The following is a 13,549-nucleotide window of genomic DNA, read 5'->3' as shown; positions in this document are numbered from 1 at the left end:
CCAGTGGAAGCACAAAACTGATCTAAAATCGCTGACTTCTCCGCCTTGGACCCCGTGCGATAATCCCTACGTAATTGCTTGGTGACTTCAATCCGAGCACTCATCGAGACAATGTCCTTATCCATGCGTTCACACTATGGCTTCGCGCTCACGATACGTGAGGCACGACCTGAGCTACGCGCTCAATATCAATAAGGTACGTCGCAGACTACACCGTGTCGCGGTCCAGTGCTAGAATTCTCCCTAACCCCGCAAAAGCGTTGACGAAGTCCCGTCGTGGGGGCATGCGAATCGCATCCGATAAAATCGGATTCGGTTAAACCGCACGCCCCACGGCGGGTCTTTGTGCAGTAAAGAACTTGACGTGCAGTGGACAACTCAAACTTTCCCTGCCAAACGATCCTTCAAGGAGGAATTATGACCACCTCACCCTCAGCTCCTTGGCTGACCCAAGAAGCCTATGACCGGTTGAGCAAAGAACTCGAATACCGCGCTGGCGAAGGTCGTCAAGAAATCGTCGACCGCATTGAAGCGGCCCGCGATGAAGGCGACTTGAAGGAGAACGGCGGGTACCACGCCGCTCGTGAAGAACAGTCCAAAAACGAAGGCCGCATCGCGGAACTAAAACAGCTGTTGGAGAACGCAGTTGTGGGCGACACGCCACAGGACGACGGCGTCGTTGAGGCCGGTATGGTCGTTGAGGCCACCGTCGGCGGTAACGAAATGACCTTTATCTTTGGTAACCGTGAAATCGCTTCCGAAGACGAGCAACTCGATGTCTACTCTGAGCGCTCTCCCCTCGGCGAAGCAATTCACGGTCGTCAAGCTGGCGAAACCCTGTCCTACACTGCCCCGAATGGTAAGGACATCGAAGTTGTTCTGAAGAAGGTTACTCCCTACAATCCTGGAAAGTAACTTTTTCAGAAGCTTCGCCTCCTCCCGGGCCTCGCGTGCAACACCGAGGCCCGGGACTTGTTTAAGGGACAATATTCCTGGTGTTATTTCCCCTTGCCCACTGTGCTGAGAGCAACCACGCAGATGACAAAGTGGCTGGTAGACCATCTGTGATTGTGGCAGTTAACTGCTAGCCTAGGATTTGTGAAGATTGTAGAGCGTTTCGTAGTACTCAGCCTGGAGTTCCAAGACGAGCTAGCAGGAGTTTCCTCCTTGCTCTCGAAAGCACGGGTGGCAGCCACCATGGCCGATTTGGAGACCGATGGCGTGGTGTCCTTTACCCCCGCCGAGCTGACCGAACCGTGGAACATGGATGATCCGAAGATTATCGTCAAGGAAAAAACCTCGAGCTCTCCGGCCTTGAACGACGTCGTCGAGAAACTGCGCGATAAGACTGGCGATGAGCTCTCCCGGATCGTGAAGTCCAAGAAGTTCGATCCGCTGCAGGGTGTCTTGGACAACTTTGAGCACAACGGTTTGGTGTCCACCCATAACCCAGGACCATTTAGACCAACGCGCTACGAGCTCGTTCTTGATACCACCGCTGAAGAGGTCATCACACCTCTAACGCAGGTGCTGTTGGGGCGTCGTGAGCCCACCTACGAAGACCGTCTACTATTGGGCATCATTGAGAGCATCAACGCCACCGGCCTCATGTTCGCGACCGCCAACGCTGATTGGGAGCAAAAGGACTTCAGCAACCGGGTGCACGAGCTTGATGGGCACCACCCGGTGCTGTCGGTGTTGCACGCTCAGACCAGTGGCACCTCAGCATTGATGACTAAGTCGCAGTTAGGACCAGCTACACTGTAGCCACGTTCCCGGGCCTTAGTGTGTGATTTCGGGCTCGTAGCCACTTTCACGAAGTTTTTCAAGTAGGTGGTCTGAGTGGTAATGGCCACGTGTTTCCATGTTAATGGTGATATACACTTCGCCCATGCCCAGCGAAGGACCGATTGAGGTGTGGTCCACTCCGATGACATTCGCTTCGGCCTCGGCAATAATCCGTGACACGTTCTTCAGCTCGCCTGGGCGGTCTCGGAGGGGAATCCGCACGGTGAGATAGCGTCCGGCCGCCAACAGACCCGACTGAACCACTTTGAGCATCAACAGCGGGTCAATATTGCCCCCGGACAACAGCGCGACCACTGATTTCGGTGCCAGCCCCAGGTCCTTCAGCTTCCCCGACATCAACGCCGCCACCGATACCGCACCGGCTGGTTCGACCACCATCTTGGACCGCTCCAATAAGAACACCAAAGCGTTAGCGATTTGGTCTTCAGAAACTGTCACCACGTGATCCACGAGATCCTTGATGATGCTAAAGGGTAGATTGCCCGGACGGCCCACCGCAATGCCGTCAGCAATCGTCGTGAGTTGCTCGAGAGAAACGACGCCGTCAGCGGCCAGCGAGGCCGGGTAGGCGGCCGCATCTTCGGCTTGCACACCGATAATCGTGATGTCGCGTCCTTGTCGCCGTGCCAGTTCCTTGATGGCGATTGCTGTCCCTGCCAACAGTCCCCCACCACCGATACTGGTGATCACCGTGTCGACATCGGGTTGTTGCTCGAGAATTTCGAGTCCAACAGTTCCTTGCCCTGCCACGACCTTCTCGTCGTCGAAGGGATGAATAAACGTTGCCCCGGTTTTTGCTGCGTGGTCCTTCGCTGCTGCCAAGGCTTCGTCGACGTTATTGCCAAGCAAGACGACTTCCGCGCCGTGATCTTTCGTAGCCTGAACCTTAGGTAGTGCTGCTCCTAGGGGCATGAAGATCGTGGCGCGCAGTCCAAGTTTTGACGCCGCTAAGGCAACACCTTGGGCGTGGTTTCCTGCAGAGGCAGCCACCACCCCGTTTCCCTTGTCCTCTTCGGGAATGTGATACATCCGGTTGTAGGCGCCCCGCACTTTGAATGAGCCAGCACGCTGAAGATTTTCGCACTTCAGATGCACCGTGGCACCGGTCATCCGCCCCAGCGCTCTGGAGTGCTCCATGCCGGTTTCCACCGCTACCGCGCTAATGACGTCGCGCGCAGCAAGAATATCGTCGAAACTCACCGGCACCTCAGCGGGCAATACAGGTACAGAAGAATCAGTGGATGTCACGAGTCGGTCTCCTGAGGGTTGATACGCGATGGATGAGAGCAGCGGATCGGATCGTCAGAGGTCGCCAGCGCTGGGGGCGATCTCGTCGGGTGCTTCGGGGTCGACCGCGTGGGGATCTTTGTTCTTCTTCCATGGTCGCGCCGCCAGATATTTGACGAAAGAATTAGCGAAGGCAATGGCCGGTACCGCAAAGATCGCCCCGACGATACCCATCAGCGCAGTACCGCCAGAGACAGCGAGGAATACCACCAAGGGGTGTAGCTGCACGGCGCGTCCCATAACCAGTGGTTGCAGAATATGTGATTCGGCTTGTTGCACGATCAGCACCACCACTAACATCAACAGCGCGTTGACCCAACCGTTGGCAACCAGTGCTAGGATCACCGCGATCGCACCGGTCAAAACCGCACCAATCATGGGGATGAAAGAACCGAGGAAGACGAGCACCGCGAGGGGCAGGGCCAGCGGGACCGATAGTAGCCAGGCGCCCAAGCCGATTCCGACCGCGTCGGCGAAGGCCACGAAGATTTGGACCCGCACATAGCTTCCCAGTGACTTCCAACCGGCGTGTCCGGCTCCGTCGATTGCACGGCGGTGGCGACGTGGCACGAAGTTGAGCATGAAGTTCCAGATCCGGGAACCGTCGATGAGGAAGAAGATCAACGCGAATAGCGCGATCAGTGTCCCGGCACCGATGTTCGTCGCGGTGGAGCCGAAGCCGATGGCCCCGGAGACGAGAGCGTCGGAATTCTGGGTAAAGGTGTTCCAGACGTCGGCCAGGATTTCTTGCCATCGGTCTGTGGTGAGACCGTAGGACTCGGCCAGGGCGAAAAGTCCCACGATGCCTTCTTGGATCTGCTGCCACATATCAGCGAACCCGACGGCCAACTGTTGCCCTGCCAGCCACAGCAGTCCCACGATCAGCGAGAGGAAGCCCAGCATCACGGTAACTACCGACAGCCAGGCGGGGAACCGAAACCGGTTCTTCAAAAAGCTATGCACCGGATAGAGCAGGCTGGACAGCAAAGCAGCGATCAGTAGCGGGATTACGAGCAGGGAGACGTGTGAAAACAGCCAAATTCCGATACCTGCCGCGACGACAATAATAATGAACTGTAGCGCCCATCCAGTTGCGACAGTGACACCGTAGGGAATGTCAGCCGCTAGTTTTCTCCCGACTTCAGCCAAAGTAGGCGAGTCGAACTCTGAGTCCTCGACAGGCCTTTTCGGAGGGGCTGAACTCATCGGCCAGGTCCTCTCTGTGCTGATCACTACGGTAAAGGCTCGTGCCAAGCCTCAACCCTTGTAAGCATACTCTGTCCCGGAAATTGTGAAGAAAACCCAAGACAGAACATACGCGGGCGGTGTCACGCAGACTAACCAAAGGTGGCCTCAGCGTGACACCGCCCGTATTATCGGTCACCTCAGATCGTGACCTGACGAAAATACGATAGCCGTGCGCCGGGAATCACGCATCGGCCATCTCGCGCAAGATCGACAGCACACGCAGAATTTCCAGGTAAAGCCAGGTCAAGTCGGTGACCAAGCCAAATGCTGCAGTCCAGGCAAAGGAGCGTGGGGCACCGTTGCGCACACCCTGCTGGATCATGGAAAAACTCATCACCAGCGAATAAGCGGCCAAAACAATCGCGATCACGCCGACGATGACACCCAGCCAGCCCGAACGTAGACCGAACATCCCCTCGGTGACTCCGGTAATCATCAGCACGAAGTTCACCAATGCAAATACGGCGTAACCTAGAGAGGCCAGCATGAAGATCTGCATGCCACGAGCCGTAGCACGGACCTTACCAGAGGAGAATAGCGCCAACATCACCAGGAAGACGCACAAGGTCGCCAGAACAGCCTGGCTGGCCACCCCCGGGTACATGGCGTCCAAGGTGAGGGAGATCCCCCCAAGGAACAGGCCCTCCGCGAGGGAGAACAGCGTGATCAGCAACGGTGAGGGCTGCTTTTTGAACGCGTTCACCAAGGACAGGACGATCGCGCCAATAGCACCGATGAGCGTTGCGGGACCGACGATTCCGCCCAATCCGAGCATCGTTCCGGCAAACCACAGCCCCAAAGCTCCGACCAACACCACGGCTAGCTGGGAAGCGGTCCGCAGGATCACATCATTGTAGCTGACTCGCCCGGTATCCTGTGGAGTCGCGGAGGGGCGAGCATACATCTCTTCGAGTTCAGATGCGGAAATGGTCTGAGGAGTCTGCACGCCCCCAGAAGCTTGTTGCTTGAAATTGTCGGAGTTAAAGACTGGGTTGGCCATGGGCCGTCCTCTCGTATCTGACGGTCAGGTGTTCATGTGCCAGTCTAACGGTAACCACTGCGCCGGTGTTAGCTAACTACCCGCAAGCTAGGTTAACTACCAGCGGTGATAATCCCCTGCTGTATGGCACTATCCGGCACACTTGTTACTTAGCGTCCTCGTCGCTATCGTCCTCAGAGCTAGATTCTGTAGTAGCGGGGGTTTCGAGGAAAATCTCGATATCGGCATCCTCGCGTAAATCCTCCACCAATTCAGTGATCGCTTCATTCTCGTTTTGAAGCTTGACCTGCTCTTCCAGGTCGTCCTTGGACTCTTCAAAGCTCGGTAGCTGGTCTTCGCCCGAGGCGGATTCCGACGATCCATCCTCGGCCTGTGCGGACGGATCAGCCGAGGCTTGAGCCTCCATGAGTTGCTTCTGTTGTTCCATCTGGTCGTCGTAGAGATCTTTGAGCTCTTCTTCCGAAGGCTCGTCAACATCGAGAGTCTCGATCAGCCGATCCATGGCAACTTGTTTCTTGGAATCTTCACGCAGTTGTTCCTCGTCCATGCCTTGTTCCTCAAACTGCGCGATGAGCTCGTCCTGAGATTCCAGCCCTTGTTGTTTAGCAAAGTCATCGAGGAACTCATCGACATCATCCTCTGTGACCTCGATATCTTGGTCCTCTGCTTCTTGGAGCAACAGCTCATTGCCGATCATGATCTCCAGGCTCTCCTGTTTGAGCTGATCTTCGTCAACGTCCGAACCGCTCATTTGAGCCTGGTACGCCATCTGCTGATACTGAGACTCATAGTTGGTAGCAAATTCCTCTTTGGTGATCTCGGTATCGTTGATCGTGGCCACCACGTCGGGAACGTCGTCGAGATTTGGTTCCGGAAGCGCTCCTTGGTCGCCAGCCGATGCAGAGGCTTCGGGCGCCCCATCTGCGTTTTCCTCATCTGCACTACAGGCTGACAGGCTCAACATGGCAATCAGTGCGATGGAACTGAGGATCTTTTTGCCGAGCAAACGTCTACCGTCCCTTCGGGTTGGGTGTCAGGAGCTGTCCTCGCGCCGGTTGCGCGTCTCCTTGGGATGATCACCCCGAGTGTAGTCCCCGAAACTGAATAGGCGATTCAGTGAATCATCAGCCTCTATTCAGGACGCCGGTACCCCCAGTCAGACTCGAACTGACAACACAGCGATTTTAAGTCGCTTGCCTCTACCAATTGGGCTATGGGGGCTCGTTCGTGGTTCCGAGACATCACAACGCCCCGGCCAGAACACCTTCCAGATCATACTGGAGGCGCTCGACCGGGGCCGTTGTTTTAACTCAGCGCGTCACAAATGTCATCTGCGCTGGTGTGATCGAGAGCTTAGGCTTCGATTTCTTCGGTCTTCTTGGTGAACCGTGACGGAATCTCAGGCTTACCGGCGGCCTTGCGGAAGGCGTTGAACGGACGCTCCAGACGCTTGGTCTGGGTAGTGTCTGTACCCCACAGCAGTTCCTGGATCCAGCCGGAGACCACGCGAGACTTGCGCTCAAGGGTCGGCAACGCGTAGGCGTGGTAGACACGGTGTGCCAGCCAGGCGGGCAGGCCGTTGAGTTCAACGCCCAGCGGGTTACCGACGCCCTTGCCAAGCCCCATTCCGGCAACGGTACCCAGAGACTTGTGATAGTACTCTTCAACGACACCTTCGCCGAAGCGTACGGCCAATAGGTTTTCGGCCAGGCGCTTCGCCTGACGGCCGGCGTGCTGTGCGTTCGGCACACAGAATCCACCGGGGCCATCACCGGTCAGATCCGGCACAGCGCAGATGTCGCCACAACCCCAGGCACCTTCAGTCACGCCACCGTCTCCATCCGAGATCTGCAGAGTCGGAGTAACCTCGATGCGACCACGGTCGTCCACCGGGAAATCGGTTTCTTTGGCCATACCGTTGGCGGCAACACCGGCGGACCACACGATGGTGTCAGCGTAGAAGGATCCGGCCGGTGAATCGTCACGCATGTCTTTGAGCTTGACTTCGTAGTCAACGGCGCTGTCCAGCGAAGTGTTCAGCAACACCTCGATGCCACGGTCGCGCAGGTGCTCGACAACGCCTTCCGCCTGCGCTTCAGAGACCTCGGGCATAATGCGTCCCATGGCTTCAACGAGCACGATGCGAGCCTCGGACTGCGACAATCGGGAGTTACGGGCGATGGCGTTGCGGACCAGGTCATCGATCTCGGAGATGGTCTCCACACCGGCGAAGCCACCACCGACTAGCACGAAGGTCAGCGCGCGACGACGCTCAGCAGCGTCGGTCATCAAGGCTGCCGACTCGACGCGTTCCAGGATCTGGTTGCGCAGAGTGACTGCCTCTTCAATGGTCTTCATACCGATGCCGGTCTTATCTAGACCGTCAATCGGGAATACACGGGTGTTAGAACCTGCGGTCATCACGATGTCCTGATATGGAATCTCGAACTGTTCGCCGTCTTCGGCGGCTACAGTCGCGATCTTCTCGGCGTGAGAGACATTGACGACCGAGCCCTGAACGATTTCGGCGTGCTTGAGGTGAGTGTGCAGGTCCACCGTAGCGTGGCGGGCCTCAATGTGTCCGCCGAGAACCTCGGGCAGGAACGGGAGGTAGGTCATGTATGCGTTGGGGTCAACGACGGTGACCACACCGCCCCGATCACGAACTTTTTTCTGGAGCTTCCGTGCAACAGTGATACCGGCGTAACCGCCGCCCACAATGAGCACGCGTGGTTTCGGTGATAATTGAGGAGTTATAGCCATGTTTCCTATGTTAGGCCGGTTACGCGCGGTTGTGAATTCAACAGCGACGGTTGATTGTATTAACTACACAGTGAGATCTATACCACATTCTGACACGGTGAGATATTCAGGTTGTGGGCGGGCTAACGACTCGTGGGACGACCAGCAGCTCGGCGGGTGGCCAATTGCCATATTCCGGTCCCGGCCAGCGCTACCACCAGGCCCGTCCCACCGATGACCATGACAGGTTGCCACCAACTGGCCGCACCGGTCATCGGTGTCGCGGGAGTGGATTGGGCTGTGGCATCCCCCGGCAGTTCGGTGGGCACCTCCACCGGCTCGTGGCCCTGATATTGGTCAGACCTACCGGTGAGCGCATCGTCGTCAGATGAACGACGGTGTACGCGGATCCACTCGGCCATCGAGCCCATCGGGTTTTCCTTTACGGTCGGCACCTGCGCGGTGACGGCCTGTTCGGCATTGATCACTCCGTGACCGTAGAGCGCATCGGTGCCGGAATCGCCTGCAGGTTGGGCCCTGGACAAAATTCGGTTGATGACTTGTGCTGCCGAATCCTCCGGATGGGCCGAGCGCACGAGCGCGACGAGGCCCGAGACCAGCGGTGCGGCACCAGAGGTTCCCGACCAGTTCTGATACCCGCCATCCGGGGTTGCTCCGACCAGCGGGTCGGCCGGGGCGGCCACACCGATCGTGATGCCCTCAGTGGAAAAGTCCCAACTGGCGGATCCATCCGCGTCCAGTCCTGCCACGGTGAGTACACCAGGGATGGTGGCCGGGGCTCCCACCGTCGTCGATCCGCCGGCCCGGTTGCCGGCAGCCACCACGACTACCACGTCGTTTTCCTCAGCGTAGAGAAAGGCATCGTCCCAGGATTCTGGCCAATCTTGTTCGGAGGAGGCCAGTGAAATATTGATGACATCGGCACCATGATCAACCGCCCAGGTCACGGCTTCAGCAATCTGCTCTTCGGCGCTAGGAACATCCTCGCCCTCGCCGAGATAGACCGAAATGCTCAGCAGCTGCGCTTCGGGTGCGGTCCCGATGATGCCGTCGTCTCCGGGACCCGGCTCAGCAGAGGGCTCCGATTCTGGTTCTGTTTCCGCCTCGGCATCGCCAGAGGCGTTGGAATCTTCCTCGTCATTGTCGTCGTTCTCGGGCTCTTGCTGAGTGGCTTCGTCAACCTCGCGCAGATTATTGCCGTGCCCGGCCAACAGAGATGCCACGCTCGTGCCGTGGTGAGGGTCCTCACCAATCGGTTTGGTACCGTCGCCGTGGCCCTGCCCCGACACATCGGTTCCCCCGACCACTTGGCCAGTCAAATCCGGGTGCGTGTCATCGATACCGGTGTCAATCACCGCAACGGTGACCCCCTCGCCGCGGGTTTCTTTCCAGGCTTGGTCGAAACCGTACTCGGTGATCCACTCTTGGCTGTCCCGCCATTGATCGGCCTGCGCTTTGGGCACCGGTGTGCTGACCAAGCATAACAACAGAGCAAGAGCCAGCGTCGTCGCACGTAGAACTGCATCGCTCAGTGGCTTGACGATCACCACGACCTTCATGCTATGAGTCCTGGACCCTGCTGTCGTTCGGCCCGATCAGCGATAGGGCGATGCCGTCGAGAATATCGTGTTCGGAGGTGATAATGGCGGCCAGTTCCCCGCCGGTAGCGTCGTGCACTGTCTGTAGCAACGTCGACCAGATCAGCGCGCCGGCTCCGATCACATCGGCACGGCCCGGGTGCATGAACCCTAGGTTGGCCCGTTCGGCGCGGGTCGAGTGAAGCAAGGTGGCCGCAGTGGCTTTCAGGGTTTCTCGATCCAGTTGGGCGCCGTGGATGGCATCGGCATCGTATTCTTTCAGGCCCAACGCCGCTGCGGTGAGCGTCGTGACGGTCCCAGCAACCCCGATGACCGCATCGATCGTGGAGAAGTCCAGTTCCTCGTGCACTCGGGTGAAAACCTCGTTGAGCTCACGGTCTGCAACGGCAATTTCCTCGGCGGTCGGTGGGTCAGAACGCAGGTATCGTTCGGTGAAGCGGACACACCCGATGTTTTCTGAAACCGAGCCGACCAGAGTAATCTCGCGATGTCCCGAGGCAAAACCCACCTCGCCGACCACGCACTCGGTGGACCCGCCGCCGAGGTCCACCACCATGACCCGCACCGATTGATCCGGGTTTTCGCACTCGACAGCAATGGCTTGGAGTTGTGCATCATCGAGGGCACTCAGGGCACCGGAGAAGGTTAGGTGGGCTTCCTCGGCGCCGGAGACGACTTCTGGTGTCACGTTCAGCGCCTGGCGCACCCCGGCGATGAACGCATCGCGATTGGAGACATCACGGGAGGCCGAGGTGGCTACAAATCGGACGGTCTCGGCGCGGTGGTGTTCAATCACTTCGGCGTAATCCCGGCAGGTGGCGAAAGTACGTTCTAGGGCTTGCGGGGCAAATTCTCCGCTCTGGTCTACCCCTTCGCCCAGTCGAACCACCTGCATTTCACGGTGCAGTTCGACCAGTTTGGCCCCGGTGTCGGGGTCGGCAACCGGGCGGGCCACCAGCAGACGAAGCGAATTCGTCCCGCAGTCGATAGCAGCCACCGCAGTGGCCTCATCGGCGCTAACCCGGCGGTGCTGGATCGGGTTGGTCCGCCCCTGCCGGTTGAGTCGACGCACGTGGCGGGACAGATCCTGACGTGGGGCGACTGATGCATCGTCCCATCCCTGTTCACATCGGCACCTCTGCGCCGAGAACTCTTCGGAGATCAGATCCAGCACGCGGTCCCCCAATGGGTTGACTCCGGGGCCCACCGACAAGGAGTGAGCGGCCAGCACGTGTAAGCATTTGACCCGTTCGGGCATTCCGCCGGCAGAAATTCCTTCGATTTCGGGGACCTCGCCCACCCCGGCAATCTGGCCGATCCGATCACGCTCGGCTAAGTAATTCTCGTGGGCAGCCCGGTATTGATCAGCAAGGTGCCGGTTGTGAGCCAGTTCGTCGGTCATCTCCGCCATGATCCCGGTGGCTTCCAGCCGGGACACGGCGGTAGTAGCCAGCGGGTGGGTCAGGTAGAACGTGGTGGGGAACGGGATACCATTCGACAGTCGTGGCGCTGTGGTGGCAACCAGGGGTGACCCGCATCCCTGACACCGTGCACCGATGGCCACCACATCGCGCACCGGTCGCCCCAGCTGACGACTGAGGGTCTGCAGGTCTGCTTCAGTGGGGTGGTCTACCGTGGCCACGCATCCTCCATGCTGTGCGGGAGTATTCTTTGGTTCTTGCGTTTTATGGTTGGCTCGTTTGGTGTTGGCTGGCGTGGACGAAAGAGTTCCAAAAGTCATCGGCCCAGGCCGGTGCCTGGTCTTCGGTAATTTCCTCTTCCTCGGTCACCGGCTCCTCGCCTTCGGCTAGTTCCTCGCCACCGACCACCAGGTACTTATGTTCACCTGGCATGACCATATTAAACCGTTCTCGGGCTTGCTGTTGCACATACGCCGGATCGTCCCAGCGATTGAGTTGTTGAGTGAGCTCTTCGTTGCGCTGTTGCTCTGCCTGCAAATCGGCCTCGGCCTGGGAGATCTCCTGGTTTTGTTCCAACATAGTGCGCAGGCTGGGTGCCATCACCACCACAGCAAGAAACAGCACCATGATCACCGCAATCATCCGGCCGGAGAAGTTGCGGGCAGGACGTTGTTCTTCCGGGGTGGCGTGACTGTAACGTTGCCGGACGCGCTCTTGGGCGCGCCGGGCTAATAGTTTCTGTCCACGCCGGGTGTCCGTTCCGGCCGTACCGCGTTGGACAGCTTTTTCACGTTGATCCTGCCGACGCTGGGCATCACGTGTGGCATCAGCTACTCGCGATGTGGAGGAGTTTTTCGGGACCCTGGGCTTTTTCGGGCTCACAACGACTCCTTCCGTGGCGCGTCGTCTCTGATGGTCCGTTCCGGCGCCCAGCTCACACCAGTTCACCGGTTGACTGGCACTGTTGACGCAATTGTTCTGGCCCTACCTTAGTCACCACAACTGGCGACTGTCCGTCGCCCGCGCCCGCAAACTCGAAATCGGTAAACTAGCAACGGCCGAAGAGTGCCGATTGATACTCTTCGGCCGTTGATTGTGGGCTACCGACAGAAGTTCGTTAAATCTGGAAACGCGGGAATGCGCTACGACCGGCGTAGCGCGCCGAGTCGTCGAGTTCTTCTTCAATACGTAGCAATTGGTTGTACTTAGCCACACGGTCAGAGCGTGCCGGAGCCCCGGTTTTGATCTGACCGGCGTTAGTGGCCACCGACAGGTCGGCGATGAAGGTGTCCTCGGTTTCACCGGAACGGTGGGAGATCATGCAGTTGAAGGTCCGCGACTGGGCCAGCGAGATGGTCTCGAAGGTTTCGGTCAGCGAACCGATCTGATTGACTTTGATCAGAATGGCGTTACCGGCGCGCTCGTCAATACCGCGCTGCAGACGGACTTTATTGGTCACGAACAGGTCGTCACCGACCAGCTGAACCTTTTCACCCAGGGCCTGAGTCAGAGTTGCCCAGCCCTCCCAATCTTCTTCGTCCAGGGGATCTTCGATCGAAACCAGCGGGTAGTCGGTCACCAAGTCTTGGTAGTACGCAGTCATTTCTTCGGCGGTGCGTTCCTGACCTTCAAAGGTGTAGGTGCCGTTGTCAAAGAACTCTGAGCTGGCCACGTCCAGGGCGAGAGCAATATCGGTGCCGGGGGTGTAGCCGGCCTTGGTGATCGCGGTGGTGATCAGGTCCAGGGCGTCGCGGTTAGATGGTAGCGACGGTGCGAAGCCTCCTTCATCCCCCAGGCCGGTACCGTAGCCCTGTTCTTTGAGCACAGCTTTCAGACTGTGATAGACCTCAGCGCCCCAGCGCAGGGCTTCAGAGAAGGATGCAGCACCCAGCGGGGCGATCATGAACTCTTGAATGTCGACGTTAGAGTCTGCGTGAGCGCCACCATTGAGAATGTTCATCATCGGCACCGGCAACGTGTGGGCGTGGGGGCCACCGAGGTACTTGAATAGTGACAGGTCGGTGAACTCTGCGGCTGCATCGGCCACTGCCATGGAAACGCCGAGGATGGCGTTAGCGCCCAGGTTGGATTTGGCTTCGGTGCCGTCCAGATCCAACATCAGCTGGTCAATGCGACGTTGATCCGTGGCGTCTTCGCCCAACAGTTCTTGGGCGATGTCGGTGTTGACTGCCACAACAGCGTCGAGCACGCCTTTGCCGTTATAGCGTTCTGCATCGCCGTCGCGGCGCTCGACTGCTTCAAATTCACCGGTGGAGGCGCCTGATGGCACTGCGGCACGTCCCATCGAGCCGTCGGTCAGCAGGACTTCGACCTCGATGGTGGGGTTACCACGGGAATCGAGGATTTCGCGTGCGTGGATTGCATCGATAAAGGACATGGTGTGGGGGTCCTCTCCTTAGAGA

General features: G+C 58.4%; 11 protein-coding genes and 1 tRNA gene. 2 read left to right on the top strand and 10 right to left on the bottom strand.

Annotation, left to right across the window (positions count from 1 at the left end; translation table 11 throughout):
- Positions 1 to 417 precede the first annotated feature (417 nt).
- On the top strand, positions 418 to 915 hold the full coding sequence (gene greA, locus DYI20_RS11490; protein ID WP_110099629.1) for a transcription elongation factor GreA: 498 nt from the start codon (positions 418 to 420) through the stop codon (positions 913 to 915).
- Positions 916 to 1,098: 183 nt separating this feature from the next.
- The gene (locus DYI20_RS11485) at positions 1,099 to 1,767 is read left to right on the top strand and encodes a GPP34 family phosphoprotein (RefSeq protein ID WP_158524755.1); all 669 of its coding nucleotides are present in this window, start codon (positions 1,099 to 1,101) and stop codon (positions 1,765 to 1,767) included.
- Between the two features lie 15 nt (positions 1,768 to 1,782).
- Here DYI20_RS11485 and ilvA read toward each other — a convergent pair whose 3' ends face one another.
- From ilvA to eno, 10 genes are all read right to left on the bottom strand, one after another.
- The gene (gene ilvA / locus DYI20_RS11480) at positions 1,783 to 3,057 is read right to left on the bottom strand and encodes a threonine ammonia-lyase (RefSeq protein WP_233487949.1); all 1,275 of its coding nucleotides are present in this window, start codon (positions 3,055 to 3,057) and stop codon (positions 1,783 to 1,785) included.
- Positions 3,058 to 3,111: 54 nt separating this feature from the next.
- Positions 3,112 to 4,302, bottom strand: coding sequence for an AI-2E family transporter (locus DYI20_RS11475; RefSeq protein ID WP_183145633.1), 1,191 nt, complete (start codon positions 4,300 to 4,302; stop codon positions 3,112 to 3,114).
- A 223-nt stretch (positions 4,303 to 4,525) separates the two neighbouring features.
- On the bottom strand, positions 4,526 to 5,344 hold the full coding sequence (locus DYI20_RS11470; RefSeq protein ID WP_122549528.1) for a Bax inhibitor-1/YccA family protein: 819 nt from the start codon (positions 5,342 to 5,344) through the stop codon (positions 4,526 to 4,528).
- 145 nt (positions 5,345 to 5,489) lie between these two features.
- Positions 5,490 to 6,350, bottom strand: coding sequence for a SurA N-terminal domain-containing protein (locus tag DYI20_RS11465; RefSeq protein ID WP_122549527.1), 861 nt, complete (start codon positions 6,348 to 6,350; stop codon positions 5,490 to 5,492).
- A 141-nt stretch (positions 6,351 to 6,491) separates the two neighbouring features.
- A tRNA-Leu gene (locus DYI20_RS11460) sits at positions 6,492 to 6,565 on the bottom strand.
- Between the two features lie 132 nt (positions 6,566 to 6,697).
- Complete coding sequence (locus DYI20_RS11455; RefSeq protein WP_110099633.1) at positions 6,698 to 8,107, bottom strand: NAD(P)/FAD-dependent oxidoreductase; 1,410 nt, start codon at positions 8,105 to 8,107, stop codon at positions 6,698 to 6,700.
- A gap of 122 nt (positions 8,108 to 8,229) precedes the next feature.
- The gene (locus DYI20_RS11450; RefSeq protein WP_122549526.1) at positions 8,230 to 9,666 is read right to left on the bottom strand and encodes a S8 family serine peptidase; all 1,437 of its coding nucleotides are present in this window, start codon (positions 9,664 to 9,666) and stop codon (positions 8,230 to 8,232) included.
- 1 nt (position 9,667) lies between these two features.
- A complete protein-coding gene (locus DYI20_RS12825; protein ID WP_279673060.1) occupies positions 9,668 to 11,347 on the bottom strand; it encodes a DUF501 domain-containing protein in 1,680 nt (559 codons plus the stop codon).
- Positions 11,348 to 11,390: 43 nt separating this feature from the next.
- Entirely contained in the window at positions 11,391 to 12,008 is a 618-nt protein-coding gene (locus DYI20_RS11440; RefSeq protein WP_110101156.1) for an FtsB family cell division protein, read from the bottom strand.
- A gap of 235 nt (positions 12,009 to 12,243) precedes the next feature.
- Entirely contained in the window at positions 12,244 to 13,524 is a 1,281-nt protein-coding gene (gene eno / locus DYI20_RS11435; RefSeq protein ID WP_122549524.1) for a phosphopyruvate hydratase, read from the bottom strand.
- Positions 13,525 to 13,549 lie beyond the last annotated feature (25 nt).

Source organism: Auritidibacter ignavus (genome assembly GCF_003703835.1).
GTDB lineage: Bacteria > Actinomycetota > Actinomycetes > Actinomycetales > Micrococcaceae > Auritidibacter > Auritidibacter ignavus.
This window is presented reverse-complemented; position numbering and strand designations above follow the sequence as displayed.

Bases quoted from the DNA above. Each gene is read 5' to 3' on its own strand.
- DYI20_RS11455 (WP_110099633.1), bottom strand. From the start codon at position 8,107: ATGGCTATAACTCCTCAATTATCACCGAAACCACGCGTGCTCATTGTG.
- greA (WP_110099629.1), top strand. From the start codon at position 418: ATGACCACCTCACCCTCAGCTCCTTGGCTGACCCAAGAAGCCTATGAC.
- eno (WP_122549524.1), bottom strand. From the start codon at position 13,524: ATGTCCTTTATCGATGCAATCCACGCACGCGAAATCCTCGATTCCCGT.
- DYI20_RS11470 (WP_122549528.1), bottom strand. From the start codon at position 5,344: ATGGCCAACCCAGTCTTTAACTCCGACAATTTCAAGCAACAAGCTTCT.
- DYI20_RS11475 (WP_183145633.1), bottom strand. From the start codon at position 4,302: ATGAGTTCAGCCCCTCCGAAAAGGCCTGTCGAGGACTCAGAGTTCGAC.
- DYI20_RS11450 (WP_122549526.1), bottom strand. From the start codon at position 9,666: ATGAAGGTCGTGGTGATCGTCAAGCCACTGAGCGATGCAGTTCTACGT.